Source organism: Thermococcus sp. (genome assembly GCF_027012695.1).
Classification (GTDB): Archaea; Methanobacteriota_B; Thermococci; order Thermococcales; family Thermococcaceae; genus Thermococcus.
This window is the reverse complement of sequence record NZ_JALUYR010000082.1, coordinates 43,869-57,764: the sequence shown is the minus strand read 5'-3', so window position 1 is coordinate 57,764 and position 13,896 is coordinate 43,869. Positions and strand designations below refer to the sequence as shown.

At 54.6% G+C, this 13,896-nt stretch carries 19 protein-coding genes; 11 read left to right on the top strand and 8 right to left on the bottom strand.

Translation table 11 applies throughout. From position 1 onward, the window contains the following. From MV985_RS06840 to MV985_RS06830, 3 genes are all read left to right on the top strand, one after another. On the top strand, nt 1–185 hold a 185-nt coding region (locus tag MV985_RS06840), incomplete at its 5' end, for a hypothetical protein (protein WP_297464652.1). Nucleotides 186–191: 6 nt separating this feature from the next. Then, nucleotides 192–665: a hypothetical protein gene (locus MV985_RS06835; protein ID WP_297464651.1), complete on the top strand. Its 474-nt coding sequence runs from the start codon at nt 192–194 to the stop codon at nt 663–665. A gap of 203 nt (nt 666–868) precedes the next feature. Next, on the top strand, nt 869–1,678 hold the full coding sequence (locus MV985_RS06830) for a GNAT family N-acetyltransferase (RefSeq protein WP_297464668.1): 810 nt from the start codon (nt 869–871) through the stop codon (nt 1,676–1,678). Nucleotide 1,679: 1 nt separating this feature from the next. Here MV985_RS06830 and MV985_RS06825 read toward each other — a convergent pair whose 3' ends face one another. Next, nucleotides 1,680–3,239: a CGP-CTERM sorting domain-containing protein gene (locus MV985_RS06825; protein WP_297464650.1), complete on the bottom strand. Its 1,560-nt coding sequence runs from the start codon at nt 3,237–3,239 to the stop codon at nt 1,680–1,682. 270 nt (nt 3,240–3,509) lie between these two features. Here MV985_RS06825 and MV985_RS06820 point away from each other — a divergent pair, with 270 nt between their 5' ends. Both MV985_RS06820 and MV985_RS06815 read left to right on the top strand, forming a co-directional pair. Continuing rightward, nucleotides 3,510–3,968, top strand: a complete 459-nt coding sequence (locus MV985_RS06820; protein ID WP_297464649.1) for a GNAT family N-acetyltransferase — start codon at nt 3,510–3,512, stop codon at nt 3,966–3,968. Between the two features lie 24 nt (nt 3,969–3,992). Continuing rightward, nucleotides 3,993–5,174, top strand: a complete 1,182-nt coding sequence (locus MV985_RS06815; protein WP_297464647.1) for an MFS transporter — start codon at nt 3,993–3,995, stop codon at nt 5,172–5,174. A 26-nt stretch (nt 5,175–5,200) separates the two neighbouring features. On the opposite strand, the gene MV985_RS06810 is transcribed toward MV985_RS06815, so the two are convergent. The 4 genes from MV985_RS06810 to MV985_RS06795 are packed head-to-tail and all read right to left on the bottom strand — an operon-like array spanning nt 5,201 to nt 7,543. Beyond that, nucleotides 5,201–5,764 (bottom strand): nicotinamide-nucleotide adenylyltransferase, encoded by a 564-nt coding sequence (locus tag MV985_RS06810; RefSeq protein ID WP_297464645.1) that lies wholly within the window; start codon nt 5,762–5,764, stop codon nt 5,201–5,203. Beyond that, a complete protein-coding gene (locus tag MV985_RS06805; RefSeq protein WP_297464644.1) occupies nt 5,757–6,197 on the bottom strand; it encodes a HEPN domain-containing protein in 441 nt (146 codons plus the stop codon). The genes MV985_RS06810 and MV985_RS06805 overlap by 8 nt, the downstream gene beginning before the upstream one ends. Continuing rightward, nucleotides 6,187–6,726: a nucleotidyltransferase domain-containing protein gene (locus MV985_RS06800; protein WP_297464643.1), complete on the bottom strand. Its 540-nt coding sequence runs from the start codon at nt 6,724–6,726 to the stop codon at nt 6,187–6,189. The genes MV985_RS06805 and MV985_RS06800 overlap by 11 nt, the downstream gene beginning before the upstream one ends. 37 nt (nt 6,727–6,763) lie before the next feature. Beyond that, nucleotides 6,764–7,543: an S-adenosyl-l-methionine hydroxide adenosyltransferase family protein gene (locus MV985_RS06795; RefSeq protein ID WP_297464642.1), complete on the bottom strand. Its 780-nt coding sequence runs from the start codon at nt 7,541–7,543 to the stop codon at nt 6,764–6,766. A 48-nt stretch (nt 7,544–7,591) separates the two neighbouring features. Between MV985_RS06795 and MV985_RS06790 the strand changes: the two genes are divergently transcribed. Genes MV985_RS06790 through pgsA form a run of 3 tightly spaced genes read left to right on the top strand, consistent with a single transcriptional unit; the run spans nt 7,592 to nt 10,308 of the window. Beyond that, nucleotides 7,592–9,196 (top strand): transglutaminase domain-containing protein, encoded by a 1,605-nt coding sequence (locus MV985_RS06790; RefSeq protein ID WP_297464640.1) that lies wholly within the window; start codon nt 7,592–7,594, stop codon nt 9,194–9,196. Continuing rightward, nucleotides 9,196–9,726, top strand: coding sequence for a tRNA (cytidine(56)-2'-O)-methyltransferase (locus MV985_RS06785; RefSeq protein WP_297464639.1), 531 nt, complete (start codon nt 9,196–9,198; stop codon nt 9,724–9,726). Before MV985_RS06790 ends, MV985_RS06785 begins: the two co-directional genes overlap by 1 nt. 12 nt (nt 9,727–9,738) lie before the next feature. After that, complete coding sequence (gene pgsA / locus MV985_RS06780) at nt 9,739–10,308, top strand: archaetidylinositol phosphate synthase (RefSeq protein ID WP_297464666.1); 570 nt, start codon at nt 9,739–9,741, stop codon at nt 10,306–10,308. 95 nt (nt 10,309–10,403) lie between these two features. Here pgsA and MV985_RS06775 read toward each other — a convergent pair whose 3' ends face one another. Then, the gene (locus MV985_RS06775) at nt 10,404–11,111 is read right to left on the bottom strand and encodes a TIGR02253 family HAD-type hydrolase (RefSeq protein WP_297464637.1); all 708 of its coding nucleotides are present in this window, start codon (nt 11,109–11,111) and stop codon (nt 10,404–10,406) included. Nucleotides 11,112–11,258: 147 nt separating this feature from the next. Here MV985_RS06775 and MV985_RS06770 point away from each other — a divergent pair, with 147 nt between their 5' ends. Continuing rightward, the gene (locus MV985_RS06770; RefSeq protein WP_297464636.1) at nt 11,259–11,540 is read left to right on the top strand and encodes an Lrp/AsnC ligand binding domain-containing protein; all 282 of its coding nucleotides are present in this window, start codon (nt 11,259–11,261) and stop codon (nt 11,538–11,540) included. On the opposite strand, the gene MV985_RS06765 is transcribed toward MV985_RS06770, so the two are convergent. Both MV985_RS06765 and MV985_RS06760 read right to left on the bottom strand, forming a co-directional pair. Beyond that, nucleotides 11,521–12,090: an ASCH domain-containing protein gene (locus MV985_RS06765; RefSeq protein WP_297464634.1), complete on the bottom strand. Its 570-nt coding sequence runs from the start codon at nt 12,088–12,090 to the stop codon at nt 11,521–11,523. The genes MV985_RS06770 and MV985_RS06765 overlap by 20 nt on opposite strands. 4 nt (nt 12,091–12,094) lie before the next feature. Beyond that, a complete protein-coding gene (locus MV985_RS06760) occupies nt 12,095–12,436 on the bottom strand; it encodes an ASCH domain-containing protein (RefSeq protein WP_297464632.1) in 342 nt (113 codons plus the stop codon). Nucleotides 12,437–12,508: 72 nt separating this feature from the next. Between MV985_RS06760 and MV985_RS06755 the strand changes: the two genes are divergently transcribed. Together MV985_RS06755 and MV985_RS06750 are read left to right on the top strand one after the other, a co-directional pair. Further along, nucleotides 12,509–12,676, top strand: coding sequence for a class III signal peptide-containing protein (locus tag MV985_RS06755; protein WP_297464665.1), 168 nt, complete (start codon nt 12,509–12,511; stop codon nt 12,674–12,676). Between the two features lie 9 nt (nt 12,677–12,685). After that, nucleotides 12,686–13,885: an A24 family peptidase C-terminal domain-containing protein gene (locus MV985_RS06750; protein WP_297464629.1), complete on the top strand. Its 1,200-nt coding sequence runs from the start codon at nt 12,686–12,688 to the stop codon at nt 13,883–13,885. Nucleotides 13,886–13,896 lie beyond the last annotated feature (11 nt).

Here is a 13,896-nt window from a genome sequence, read left to right as displayed (position 1 = left end):
AAATTATTGGCTCTGCACATTATGAGGACAGGGATCATGATGTTATATCCTTTGAGCAAGCTGAAGAAAAGGTTTCGCTCTACTATCACTCCCCGTGGGTCATAACCCCCGACCATTACTACCTCTACAACTACATTTCAAGCCCATACAACGATGGCTATGCCACCAAAATCAGAAAATGGTGAAAAGCCATGGAAGAACACAAAAGTGCCATTTTCTTTTTACTTCTTGTCTCTCCCCTCTGGATCCTGACAGCAATTGGAATCACAGAACTTGCCCAGCGTTATCCCCATGTCATAGACATTCTTCCCTTCGTGAGGGTTAGCTACGATCCAATTTCAGGAAGATACCTCCTCTCCGGGACCTACGAATTCGTGTATCCCACGCTCTTGATCGTGGTGCTCACGCTGGCCTTCCTGTGGAAAACGAGAATGCCCCTTCGGGAATTCGGGGCCCTGGCATTAACCATCCCGTTGATAACGTTAGTATTCGCATTTGTCATTAGTTCACTCTCCGGCCATTCCGATTACAGCGATAGCGGTCCGGTGCTGATATTTGGTGCGTACATTATGCCAGTTGTTTCGTTTATCTCCGGGGCGATTTTCTATTATTCGCTCTCTCGCATTACTTCTAAAGGCCACAAAATGCGGGGGGCAATCTACTAATTAAGGGCTCAAAACGGGGAGTGTCCTGTGCTCATCGAGACAGGTGGCTCCTAAACCAAGGCATGAATCCAAAATTTGCCTTTGTCACAGGGTCTTCTGGCTGTTACTGCATCTCTGTTAATTGTTAATTTTGTCAATTCAGGGAGGCTTTAGGAGGCAAACGCATAAAATCTTGAGTGTCGAAATACCCGCGGGTGAAGGCTATGGAACCGCTCATCCGAGAGGCAAGGCCGGGGGATAGGCCATTCGTCGAGGAGATGGCAAGGCTGACGTGGGGTGGCGGTGATTACCTTGCGAGGGTCTTCGATGAGTGGCTCGGCGACAACTTCTACGTGCTGGAACTCGAGGGAAAGGTCATAGGCACGGCGAAGCTAACCTTTTTGCCCGGCAGAGTCGGCTGGCTTGAAGGCCTGAGGGTTCACCCCGATTACAGGGGCAGGGGCTACGGAAGGCTTTTGCACAGCTTCATGCTCGACCTCGGCGAGAAGCTCGCCCAGAAGGGTAGAATCGAGGCCCTCGAGTTCGCCACCTACTTCCTCAACCGCGAGAGCATCTCACTGGCTGAGAAGACCGGCTTTAGCGTTAAAGCGAAGTTCTTCGTTTTCAGTGCAAGGACGGAGGACTTAGAGGGGGAGGAGCCAGAAAGGGTTGAACCAGCTATGAGCGACCTGACACTCGGCATCATTCCCGTCGGCTGGCGCTTCGTGAGAAGGAGCGGGGAAGCCCTGGAGTGGATTAAGAGGAACGCCGAAGTTTACGACATAAACGGCTTCCGCTTTCTGGTCTCGAAGAAGGAAACAACCTTCACGCCCCTCGACGTTGGACTGGCAACGTTAAGGACCATGCTTCCAGCGATGGCGTGGGTTTCAGGGGAAAGGGATAGGGAAAGCTTTGACGTCATGCTCACGAGTGGTGTCAAACCGCTCCTGCCCGGCTTGAAGAGGCTCGGTTTTTATCTCTGGGACGAGACTGATGAACCGAACGTCCTCGTCTTCAGAAAAAAGTTGAAGTAAGCTAAAACCTCCTGCGGAGGAGCGGGAGCAGGGAGAGCACGGCAAAGAATGCCGGTCCGCAGGTTTTACCCTTCTCCTCTGAAGTTGATGGTCCCGGTGTGCCCGTGGTTGAAGACCTTGATGGGGAGCTCGTGGTAACCTTGATTTTCGGTGAGGTCGAAGTTCCCGTCTGCCTGTGTACCGTTGAAGTCGTACTCTTCGGTTTCGACGTGGAAGTTGGTTTAACCTCGGAGCAGAGACCCTTCTTTGAGAGGTTCAGCTTTTTGGTTTCTGCGTTGAGCGTTGATGCACTTACAATGGCGTTTTCGCTCTTTATCGGGCCTATGCTTTCGGTGCTCACGCTGAACTGCTGAACCCTCAGCTCGGGATTGTTTGCCTGGCACACCAGTGAGCCATCTTTTCCGATGGCGAGGAATACCAAGCCCGGATCCATCAGGAAGTTCTTGTAGTAGGTGACGTAAACGTTATCACCAACCGCAATGCCTCCGAGCCTGTCGTCTATCATTGAATCGCCGGTTACGAGGTTCCACCTCGGCTTTCCGCTCCCGTCGAGGCTGAGAACCCAGACGCGCCTGCGGTAGTCGCTTCCACCCTCCTGAAGGGTTGAGCCAGCGCTCCCAAGGATGTAGAAGTCCTCCTTCAGGATGAAGGAAACGAAGGTGTAGCCAGATTTTGGAAACTTCTCCGCCCACAGGGGGTTTCCATTGCCGTCCAAGGCCAGAAGGAAGGGTTCGTAAAGCTCGGGTTTTAGGGAACCCGCGATGTAAATCTTCCCGTCCTTTACCAGTAGTCCGGTGAGTATGTATCCATGGGGAAGGTTTACGGCGATTCCCTTCGTTATGTTGCCGTTTTCGTCAATCCAGAAGAGGAGTGGTCTTAAGACGCTGACGAGCATAAGGACCCTTCCATCGGGAGAAAGCTCGATGCCAATCGGCTTGGCTCCGATGTCGGCCGTTGTGAAGCTCCTCGCCCAGAGGAGCGTTCCATCGCTGGCCAGCCTTATGAGAACCGTTACAGGCCTCTGCCAGCTTATGCTCTGGGCGAGAATGTAGATGGCACTATTCGTCACGAGGGCATCAACGGGCATAAGCTCCCTGGGCCTTGTTTTCCCGCCCGAGGAAACGGAGAGCTGGTAGTATTTGGCCCAAACCACGCTGCCGTCCTTTTTAAGCTCCGCGATTATCATGGCCGAGAAGGAAGAGCGGAGCCTCTTCGCGGGAAACACCGCGAGAAGGTTGCCGTTGGGGAGTGGCCTAAGTATTCCACGCTTTCCCTCAGTAAGTTCCCTCGCAGCAACCTCTGTCCCGTTGACCTTAAAGATCAGCCTCTCGGCGAGCTTCAGCTCACCGCTTCTGGTGTCTAAAGCGAGGAGGTAGAACCTTCCCTTTGTGTAGTTGACCTCGTAAACGCTCGCCAGGTAGAGGGTTCCATCGCTTAGAAGGGGCTGGGCAGGATAGATGAATGTCGCGTCCTTTATTGCGTATTTAACCGCCCATCCCTTGGCGCTCACGGTAGGAACCATCAGGAGGATGGCCGTAAGGAGCACCACAAGCTTCCTCATGCCGACCACCCGTTTAATCTTATGCTCTTGGTCTTAAATAGCTGATTTAGAGGTAGATTTTAGCGGTTAAAGTCATGTCGGGGCAGGTAGAAGAGTTTTAAGCCTGAAGCACTGTTTATAAAGGCAGTTTCAGAATAAGACCACAAAGAAACGGCAAACGCTTAAATTCCGGCGGGTGGAAACTTGAGATATCAGTTGGAGGAAGTTCAGCGTCTCGAGATGAGAGCTTCGAACGGGAGTTTCTCGGAAAGCTCTATCCGGGGGATGAATGTGGAGGTCAAGCCACTTGAGGCCGAAGCAGAAAGGCGCGCCTGCCTCGAGATAGCGAAAGCCTTGCCAGAGTGGTTCAACGAAGCAGGGCTTAAAGTTATGGAACGCGACCTTAAAAGCGAGACGACGTTTATAGCCGTTGAGAAAGACCAAGTTCTCGGCTTCATAACGGTCAAGCCCCTAAACGATAAGGCCCTCGAAATCCTCTGGATGGCCGTTAGGAGGGAGTTTAGAGGAAGAGGTATCGGAACTGAGATGCTGCGCTTCGTCGAGATGTGGGCCAAAGCCAACTTTGAAGTCCTGGTCGTCAAGACCTCGGGCGATCTAAATTATAAACCCTACGACGAGACGAGAAAGTTCTACGAGCGGAGGGGCTTTGTTGGGGTGGCTTTGATTGACCCCTATCCGGAGTGGGGCGAGGAGGCGCTGATTTATGTGAAGTGTCTCCGCAAATGTTAAATGCATATGTTTTCATCCCTTCCCATGCGCTGGAGTGAAATTCCCAGCGAGGCAAAGGCCTACATGCTCTACCACACGCTCATTTCTCCGGGCTTGATAGTCTGGATACTCTTCCCGCTCTACCTGATGGAGACAGGCTACTCCATCCTCGAGGTGGGGGCGTTCTTTACAGCGGTCAACCTCGTCTCGATTCCTCTGACGTATATCTTCGGGCGGGCCTTCAACCGCTGGGATATCAAAAAGGGTCTCATCGCGACCGACGTTTTAGACGGCATCGCCTACGTTTTGTATGGCCTCGCGAAGGGAACCATGGCTCCGCTTATGCTCTTCGCGGGAAGGACGATAGAGAAGCTCTCTGAAATACTCTACCCACTCTACCGCGCCTACGAGCAGATAATCTACCCCGAGGACAAATATGAGGAGATATTCGCCTGGCATCTCCGCCTGCCGGAAGTCTCAAGGGTTCTCACGTTTCCATTGATGGGCTACGTCCTCGGCTATCTTTACCCCGGCCCCGAGAGCTACAGATGGGCCTTCATACTCTTCGGCCTCTTCTCCGCTTTTACCGTCGCCTACATCCGGCTTTTCCTCCCATCGGTGGGCAGGGAGGAGAGGCTAACGCCCGAGGGCTTCACTTTCAGGGCCGGTGAGTTTAAGATTCTTATAGCCTTTGAAACCCTCTTCACGCTCGCCTGGATGCTCGCTCCGGAGATTGTGCTGATTAACTATATCGTCTCTGTTCTGCATAAGACCGTCTTCGAGGTGACTCTGGTGGCGGTAGCGAGCAGCCTCGCCTCGATTTTGGGAACCTACGCCAGCGAGCGCTTTCCAAAGGGAAAGGGATTCCAGGGGATGAGCTTGGGGATGCTCATCAATGCCCTCTACTCTGTGTTGATGATGGTCTCGCCTCCGTTCTGGCTGGTGATCATAGCTTACAGCTTAGATGCGTTTGGCGGCACCTTCTGGTTCCCATTCTACCGCTCATGGATGTTCAAGCTCATACCAAAGGAGAGGGCGAGCGAGTTCCACGCGGCGATATCGAGCTACAGAAAGGTGATAGGGCTTTTCACACCTTTCATAGCCGGCGCTCTGGCGAGCGTCCATGCAACCCTACCTTATGCTTTTAGTTTGGCATTCTTCCTCTCGGCGGGCCTCCTCCTTGCCGCCACTCCGAGAAGACTCCTCCCACGTAGATCCCGGAGCTGAGGGATGAGCAGATGAGAGGGAAAAGATCAGAACTCAGGGATCCTTATCGGCGCTTGCAACTCCTTCTCGTTCTTCTCGAGGTTCGTCGCGAGCATTTTGATCCTTTCCACGCCGTGGATTTCCTTTATGAACTCGGCGACGCTTTTAGGAACCAGCTCCTCCCATGGTTCACCTTCGATCATGCGACGCCTTATTTCCGTCGCCGAAAGGATGTCCTTTCGAAACATGGGCTGGACTATCACCTCGTAACCCTTCTCGCGGAAGAGCTGGGCAACGAGCGAGTTTCCTGTGAAGACCACATCAAACCTGGGAACCATGCTGACAACGTAGGTCGCCCAGATGGCGTTGAAGTTGATGTCCGGGAGCGGGATGAGGTAGTAGCGCCTCTCCACACCTGCTTCGTTCAAAGCCCTTATGAGCATCTCCATTCTCTCGCTCGTCGTGAATGGATTTTTCAGCGTGTGACTGGCCTGGGCGCTTCCGATGCCGATGATAACCTCATCCACCTGGGAAAAGACGAATTCGAGGGCCTTGATGTGGCCGTTGTGAACCGGCTGGAAACGGCCGACGAAGAGACCGCGTTTAGCCATCGGTTTCACCTCCAAGGATGTTTTCAACAACCTCGATAAACGCCTCCGCCTTCGGGATAATGGCCTCAACCTCCTCTGGCTCTGGGGAGAAGCCAACGTCGTACTGGGCCTGATGCCTCAGGTTCCTTACGTAATCGAGGTATCTCACCCATTTGACCTCCAGGATCCCGGGCTTTACGTAGAACTCCCTCAGATATGCTGAGATGCAGGCGTGAGTTTTCTCCCTCCACCCATCTCTGAATAGAAGTGCCCTCGCAGCGTGGAAGAAGGCAAGGTAAGCCATTACAGGGGCACCGTCGTGAATGCCCATGTTCAGGTTCTTTCTTGCGGGTTCCAGGAAGGAACGAGCCTTGGCAAGGTTGAGCCTTCCAAGTTCAGGTTGTGGTTCAATTCTTCTGAGATAGCTCCTTCTAACGCACTCTTTAAAGTCCATCAACGTCACCCCATAACACCAGTGATGAAAGTTTGATGTTCCAGTAAAGATAGGGATTCTCCTTTTTGAGCCGTGCCAGTTTATCCCCTGTAAGGACAAGAAGATCGACTTCCCTCCCAAGGACCTTTTCAAGTTTTTCCTGAAACTCCATGATTTTGAGGGGGCCAGTATCCTCAATGAGAATCCAAACGTCAACGTCACTGTCCTTCCCGTTCTCGCCCCCTGCAAAGCTTCCATAAACCCCCAAAGCAAGTATCCAGTCCTCCCTAAGCGGTAGCAGAGCCTCCCTCAGAGTCCAGAAGTTAAGGAACCTCTTAAGTTCTCTCAGCTCGGGACCCCTAGATGGGTAGAACCTCCGCCCCCGTTTGTGGATTATACCCAGTTTCACCAGCTCTCGAAAGTATGTGGAGACCAATCCCTTGCTGAGGTTTAGAGCTGAGGCAACCTCCTCCGGCCCAAACTCTTCCATCTCGAGTATATACTCTAGGATTCTCTCACGGTTTTCGGTTGATGCAAGTCTATGGATCATGAGTTATCCTCTCGTTCAAAATTTTTGAACCTTTCGTTCAGGATTCCTGAACGAGCCTCACCCTGACCTCGTCCCCGACCTTTAGATTAAGCCTTTCAGCTGCACTCCCCTGGTTGACGGCTATCTCAAGGTAGTCGTGGCTTCCGGGCAAGGCCAAAAGTTCACCGGGCCTAACCTGGCCGTAGGTGTCCAAATAGGGAATTCTGAGGCCGAAGTCGGAAAGCTCAATCGCTTTTGGCCTCTCGTAATCCTCGAGGTTCAGGATAACGTTTCCGAAGTCGTCAACGTAGATTACCCTGAGTAGCCAGAGGTCACCTTCCCTCCTCGGTTCCAAATCCAGCTTAACGAGGGAATCGAGGGGGATCTCTTCGGCGAACTCCTCGGGAGAAACGCCCCTTTCGATGAGCGCTCCAGCCGGTCCAAAAACATCCCTTCCGTGGAAGGTCGAGCTTACTCTCCAGCCTGTGAAGCGCCTGATTCTCTCAAGGTCTATCGCCCAGGCCCTTCTGGGCTTTATGTGTTTCAATGGAAGCGTGGCCAAACCGTTGTCGGGAACAATTAACCACTGTTCCCCTTCGATGACCACCGCCCTCCTCTCCGTTCCGACGCCCGGGTCTATCACACCAACGTGGACCGTTCCCTCGGGTGAGTACTTGACAACCTGCTCCATGACGAAGGAGCCTTCAACGATGGAGTGCCGGGTTATAGCGTGGGTCACGTCAACGAGCTTTGCTTGGGGGTTGACGCGGAGCATCGCGACCTTCATCTCTCCCACGTAGGGACCCTTCACACCAAAGTCTGTCGTGAGGGTTATCATTCCACCACCTAAAGCTTATTAACTGTTGGACTTTAAAGGGTTTGGAAGATGGGAATGGAAAAGAAGCTCCTCACCCTCGCGATCGTGCTGCTGGTCGTTACCTCGGGCTGCCTCTTCAAACCTCCTGCGGAGGTAAGGTTCTCCATTGACCGAACCACCGTGCCCCCGGGGGGAACATTGCACCTAATGGTCCTGGTCAACAACACGGGAAAGGTCGGTCTGACGGGGGCGACGCTCGTTCTCGGGGACGACAACTTCCAGATACTCCAGGAACCGAGGTTCCCGGACGTTCTTCCCGTCGGTAAGGCCATACAGCTCGTGTGGATCCTCAGGGCTCCGTTCAGACCGGGATATTACAACCTGAAGGTCTCCCTGGAACTGACCGATGAGCTCAAGAGAACATGGACCGGGTTTTATGGACAGTTCAGGGTGCTGGTCTCCGAGGAGGCTCCGCTGCCGGGGGAGGTGGAGCTCAACATCACCGGGCCGGGGGAGATCCAGGCCGGTAAAACGGCTGTTATAACAGTCACGATGAGGAACACCCTGGAGATTCCCGTGACTCCCGTTGACCTCAGGCTGGATCTCCTGAAGGGAATGGTCGTGGTGGGGGCCGATACACTGCCCGAGAAAATCCCGGGGGGCGGGAAGGTGGCGCTGAAGTACACAGTAAAGGCCCCCTACGCCCACAGGGAGGGCTATATATCGGCAATACTCAGGTACAGGGTGGAGAACACCGAAAGGAGTATCGTCGGGAGCCTGCCGGTGGAGGTGGTGTGGACACCGTGGAACGAGGACGAGGATGTCCTGAGGGAGGCCTACGGTCTAAAGTACCACTGGATAGTGGACAGGTACCTGGTCGACGGCTACTGGGCAGAGAAGTACAACTCAACGCCGGTGTTTGAGGGGGGCGAACTGCGAAACCTGACGATGGGAATCGTCGCGGGTTCGAAGTCCGAGAGGCAGGCCGCGGAGTCAATACTCAGGTGGATGACTGGTAGGTACTCCCTCGGGGACACCACATCGACCCTCGAACCCGCCAAGATCCTCCCCCAGGACAGAATAAGCTATGCCGAGGGTCAGATACTTCTGACGGCCATGCTCCGGTCAATAAACATCCCCGCAAGGATTGTAACGCTCTACCGGGGGTTGGACTGCACGAAGAGGCCGATAACGGAGTTTTACACGGCCGACGGATGGCACGTTGTAGATATAAAACACGACTTCGTGGGTTCACTCGACGAGTACCTGGCTAGTCCTTACTTCCCCAGACTTTACCAGCTGATCACCGAGGACGGTTACCATATCGTTGCCCAGAACCCGGTCAGGCTGGAGGGACACGAGCACGTTGATGTGACCGGAGACTTCATGGCAAACCTTGAGGACCGGCTCCTGGCGGTCGTCAAAAGCAGACTCAGGCCCGAGCTAAGGTCGAAGCTCATGGTTGTTATGAACGACCTCGACGAGAACGAACGCCTCTACGCGCTGTTCCTCTTCAGTTCGGCCCCGAGCGAGGAGGAACTCAACAGAGTTTTCGAAGAGTACAGTGCCAAGAGGATAGAGAAAAACGTAAAAACCATGTACGAGTTCTACAGGGGAATGGAGTGGAGCGACGACTTCACGCGCTACTGGAGGATCTTTGCGGGGGAGGTTTGATGATAGTCGTTCTGCGACTCGGCCACAGGCCGGAGAGAGACAAACGAATAACAACGCACGTTGCTTTAACGGCAAGGGCCTTCGGGGCAGATAAAATCATAATCGCCGCCGAGGAAGACGATCACGTTAAGGAGAGCGTTGAGGACGTTGTGAAACGCTGGGGAGGGCCCTTCGAGATAGAGTTTAACCCCAGCTGGAAGAAGATAATGCGCGAGTGGAAAGGAAGGGGAACAATCGTTCACCTGACGATGTACGGGATTCACATAGACGACGCCCTCCCGGCGATAAGGGAGAAGCTGAAGGCCGGGAAGGACATCATGGTCGTCGTCGGGGCCGAGAAGGTTCCGAGGGAAGTCTATGAGATGGCGGACTACAACGTAGCTGTTGGGAACCAGCCCCACAGCGAGGTTGCTGCGTTAGCGGTGTTCCTCGACAGGCTCCTCGACGGGGAAGGCCTGAGAAAGGAGTTCCAGAACGCAAGTCTCAGGATAATCCCGCAGGAGAGAGGGAAGAAAGTAATAGAGCTCTGACCGGTGAGAGCGATGGTCCTCAACAACTACCGCGAGAACGTCAGGGGCTATCTCGAGGCAATCGTGAGACCCCTTGCAAAAGCCGGGTTGACCCCCAACGCGGTTACTGTAATCGGTATCCTCCTCAGCCTCCTCGCGGCCTACCTCTTCTACCTTCGCGAACCGAGACTGGCCGCTCTGACCCTCCTGGTGGGTTCTCTCGTTGATGCCCTCGACGGAACCCTGGCGAGGATGACGGGGAAGACGAGCCGCTTTGGAGCTTTCCTCGATTCAACCTTCGACAGGATAAGCGACGGCGCGGTGCTCTTCGGCATAGCCGCCGGAAACCTCGTTGACTGGCGAATAGCGTTCCTCACCTTCATGGGTGCCTACCTGGTGAGCTACGAGCGCTGCAGAGCGGAGTTAGCTGGCTCCGGAAAGCTCGCCGTCGGAATAGCTGAGAGGGCCGAGCGGCTGATGATACTGATTGCTTTTTCCCTGTTCGGGGAGGGATACGTTAAATACGGCGTCTACCTCGTTGGAATACTCGCATGGATAACCGCCTTTCAGAGGATGTGGGTCGCCTACCAGAGGCTCAAATGAGAAAGTGTTAACGCAGGGAGAAAAGGGGGATGACGAGAATTTCGCTAGGCGAGCCACCACAGGTGGCCATGAAGAACCCTGCCGTTACTGACCCCTCATTTCTCCATTAACCCTTTCACGATGTCAATGACCTCGCTCAGTTTCGAAACCACGAAATCACACTTGCCCCACAGTTCCCTTTTCTCCCCCTTTGGATCTAGGAGGACGCTGAGCATGCCGACGTTTCTGGCACCGACGCAGTCCTTGGCGGGGTTGTCGCCGACGTAGATGGCTTCCTCAGGTTTAACCCCTGCCTTTTCAAGTGCCAGGAGGAACGGTCCCGGGTGGGGTTTGAAGTAGCCCGCTTCCTCGCTCGTTGTTATGCTGTCGAAGAGGTCGTAGATTCCCAGTGCCCTCAGATGGGTCTCGATGTAGTCTTTGTCTGAGTCGGTTATAATTCCAACGTGAAGACCGAGGGCTTTGAGTGCCCTTATGGTATCGACGGCATCCGGAAAGAGCCTTCCATGAAGTGCGTGCATCTCGAGGCTTATCCTCCAGAAGTCCTCGGGGACGGAGAAGCCGTGTCTCTCTGCAACCTTTCTCATCGCCTCCGTGTCCACGTCGCGGATTTTGACGTAGGGTTTTCCGGCCAGCTCATTGAAGAGCGCCGAGCTTTCCTCCTCGTACTCCTCCCAGAGTTTGAGATAGTCCAAGTCCTCCCTGCCGGCCCTCTTCAGGACCTCCCGGACTATGTTAATGTGCGTCTCGTTTTCGCCCTCCTTCGTTATCAGCGTTCCGACGAAATCGAAGAAGACCGCCTTCATCCGACCACCGGGACGGGTTGGAAAGAGGGATTAAAACCCTTGCCCGGCACAATGACGAAACTCTGCCCGAAACTTTTCGAAAATCTGCCGGTTTGATGGAAAAAATTTGGAAAGGTTTTTATCCAATCCCGGGCTTCGGGGGCGGGGGTGAAAGAAATCGAGGCGATACTCCTAGTCTGGGGCGTCCGGGACGAGGTTCTGGAGAAGCTCCCCGTCGATGGATACTGGCTCTACGGGGAGTACGATTTCATAGCGAAGGTTGAGTTCCGGGACGTTGCCGGGATGGAGCGGTTCGTGGAGGAGCTAAGGCGCCTGATCAATGGCGGTACCTTCAAGCTCATGCCCGTAACCCTGTCTGCCGTTAAGAACGGAGCGGAAGGGAGCGAAACGGTCTCAGTGCTCGAATCGCTCAAAGTTTCGGCCCCATGAGGCCCCTCCTTTTCAGCTCTTCGTAGGCCCTCCTGAGGGCGTCCCTTATGAGGTAGCGCTTGTTCATGCCGCCGAGTCTGTAAGCGGCCTTTCTAAGGCTTCCAGCCCTTAGGAAAAGTTCTATCAACCTTCGGTCCTCTTCCGGGAGATTGAGGTGCTTTAAGGCCATCTCCGCGATCTCCAGCGGGCTGTTCCCCTCATAGGCGTAATCAGAACTCATGACGGGTTTGTCAAAGCGCTCAATGAGGCGGAAAACGACGACGTGGGCCTTGGAATCATCATTGACGTACTTGTAGTGGGTTTTGAGGGCCTTTATCAGCTCCTCCCTGCTGGAAAAGCCGTCCAAAAAAGCGTCCTCGTCTGTCAGCTCCCCAACCGTTTTGCTTTCGACCCTCTCCACCACGGCCTTCCCGAGGGCGTAGCCGCCGGAGTGGATGAGAACCTCATCCCCTTCCCTCAGGCTGGGCCTCCTGCCGAGCCTCACAGTTGCCCTCTTCCTCCCGCTCAGTATCGCCTCAGCGTAGCGCCCGTCGAACTCGAGGTGGCGCATGCCCTTACTCCCCCCTCTCGCCAAGGAGCTTGAACCTTATGGCTATCACACCGTAGCGGTTCTCCTTCCATTTTGGATAGAGGTTGTGGAACCGCTTTACCGCCCTCTCGAAACCCGGCTCGTCGGGGAAGATCTTCTTTATCGGTTCCTCCCTGAGGACCTGGCGGAAGGTCTCGTAGGCCTTAACGCCCGTAACCACAGCGGGAACCTCGTCGTTGAAGATTATCTTATCGCCGGGCTTTATCTTCTTCAGCTGTGGATATGCCACCCTCACCTCGATCCGCTTTTTGCCGGACTTTATGTGGTCGAGGTATTCCTCACGAACGCGAAGTTTGTAGACCCTCATGCGCACACCCGGATTAGGGATCCTGCGGAAAACTTTAAATCCTTTGGTACGGAACTCAGTCCGGTGTGGCAGATGAGGCGAAGGGCCCAGGGAGCGTTGGAGTACCTGTTCATGCTTGCCGCTGTGCTGATACTGGTCATCATAACCATCAAGGTTGTCCTGGACAGCATTGGCACGATAACTAAAGCCGTCGGGGAGTACACCAGCGAGGTAAGAAAGCAGCTTCTCGAAGAGCTGTGAGGTGTGGAAATGGAACACCTGCCCCTCATTCTGGGCGTTCTGGCGGGAGTGCTCACTTCTTACACCGACCTGAAGACGGGCTTCATTCTTGACAACCACGTCTTCCCCACGCTCTCTCTCGTCGGCAGGCTTCTCGGCTGGGATGAGGAGGAGGATGTTGATCTACCCCGCTGGATCGGGAGGGTCGTGATTCCGGCCGCGGAGGGAGGAGTTCTCTACTACGCATACAGGGGCATCTCGGAGGGAAACCCTGGTCTCGCGGCCGCTGGACTGGTGGGTCTCGTCATCGGCTTTCTCCTTGGGGTGGCGCTCTACTACTTCGGCGTCTGGGCCAGCGGTGATGCCGTTCTTCTTGCGGGCTTTTCCGCGCTCCTGCCCCTGCCCCCTGGAACAGCGAAGGTAGTTCCACCCTATGCCCTGTCCCTTCCCCTCTACCCCCTTACCATCCTGCTGAACAGCATTCTGGCCGTCTTTCCCTTCATACTGGCCTACGCCCTGGCCGTTCTCCTCGTCCGCCGTCCATCCGGGATGTTGAGGGAGATTCTCATTGGAAAACCCCTGACAGTACTCCAGATGTGGCTCTGGCTCGTGGGTTCCGCGGCCGTTACTCTCGTTCTCCCGGACACAGGCCTAAAAATTCCCGGCTACCTGCTGGGGTTTTTTCTGCTCCTCATCTTCGTTAGGTTCAGGATGGTTGGGAATGTCGCCGGAGTTCTCGGCCTGGCGTACCTTATCCATCTCAACCCCGCCGCAGGATTTAGATTCGCGGGGATAACACTCCTCCTCGTTTACGTAACTCGGGTTATCATCGCCCTCTTTGGGTTCATCAGGAGGGAAGTGCTCGTTGAGGAGGTCACAGTGCAGGAGCTCCGGGAGTGGGACGTTCTCGGCGAGACCATCCTGGATGAGAAGGGCAGGGTGAGGAGGGATCGGAGCGGTCCACTTGAAAGACTCTGGGGGTTCCTGAAAGGAGAAAGTTCCTCGGGGCTGGGTGGCGGTAGGGTTATAGCCTCCCCAACGGCGGAGGGTCTGACAAAGGAGCAGATTGAGGAACTCGGAAAATTGGTCGAGGATGGAAAGCTCGAGAACCGCTTTTTGAGAAAGAAGGCCATGCCCTTCGCGCCGGCGCTCTTCATAGGATTTCTCATGGGCTACTTCTGGGGCGACGTCTTCTGGTGGCTCGTCCTCAAGGTAGCAGGCTTCAGCTAAGCTTTTAACCT

Excerpts from the sequence above, each read along its gene's own strand:
- MV985_RS06765 (WP_297464634.1), bottom strand. The coding sequence starts at position 12,090 with ATGCGCCACCTCGAGTTCGACGGGCGCTACGCTGAGGCGATACTGAGC.
- MV985_RS06825 (WP_297464650.1), bottom strand. The coding sequence starts at position 3,239 with ATGAGGAAGCTTGTGGTGCTCCTTACGGCCATCCTCCTGATGGTTCCT.
- MV985_RS06790 (WP_297464640.1), top strand. The coding sequence starts at position 7,592 with ATGGGAATGGAAAAGAAGCTCCTCACCCTCGCGATCGTGCTGCTGGTC.
- MV985_RS06795 (WP_297464642.1), bottom strand. The coding sequence starts at position 7,543 with ATGATAACCCTCACGACAGACTTTGGTGTGAAGGGTCCCTACGTGGGA.
- MV985_RS06775 (WP_297464637.1), bottom strand. The coding sequence starts at position 11,111 with ATGAAGGCGGTCTTCTTCGATTTCGTCGGAACGCTGATAACGAAGGAG.
- MV985_RS06830 (WP_297464668.1), top strand. The coding sequence starts at position 869 with ATGGAACCGCTCATCCGAGAGGCAAGGCCGGGGGATAGGCCATTCGTC.
- MV985_RS06815 (WP_297464647.1), top strand. The coding sequence starts at position 3,993 with ATGCGCTGGAGTGAAATTCCCAGCGAGGCAAAGGCCTACATGCTCTAC.
- MV985_RS06835 (WP_297464651.1), top strand. The coding sequence starts at position 192 with ATGGAAGAACACAAAAGTGCCATTTTCTTTTTACTTCTTGTCTCTCCC.
- MV985_RS06810 (WP_297464645.1), bottom strand. The coding sequence starts at position 5,764 with ATGGCTAAACGCGGTCTCTTCGTCGGCCGTTTCCAGCCGGTTCACAAC.
- MV985_RS06785 (WP_297464639.1), top strand. The coding sequence starts at position 9,196 with ATGATAGTCGTTCTGCGACTCGGCCACAGGCCGGAGAGAGACAAACGA.
- MV985_RS06760 (WP_297464632.1), bottom strand. The coding sequence starts at position 12,436 with ATGAGGGTCTACAAACTTCGCGTTCGTGAGGAATACCTCGACCACATA.
- MV985_RS06805 (WP_297464644.1), bottom strand. The coding sequence starts at position 6,197 with ATGGACTTTAAAGAGTGCGTTAGAAGGAGCTATCTCAGAAGAATTGAA.
- MV985_RS06755 (WP_297464665.1), top strand. The coding sequence starts at position 12,509 with ATGAGGCGAAGGGCCCAGGGAGCGTTGGAGTACCTGTTCATGCTTGCC.
- MV985_RS06800 (WP_297464643.1), bottom strand. The coding sequence starts at position 6,726 with ATGATCCATAGACTTGCATCAACCGAAAACCGTGAGAGAATCCTAGAG.
- MV985_RS06750 (WP_297464629.1), top strand. The coding sequence starts at position 12,686 with ATGGAACACCTGCCCCTCATTCTGGGCGTTCTGGCGGGAGTGCTCACT.
- pgsA (WP_297464666.1), top strand. The coding sequence starts at position 9,739 with ATGGTCCTCAACAACTACCGCGAGAACGTCAGGGGCTATCTCGAGGCA.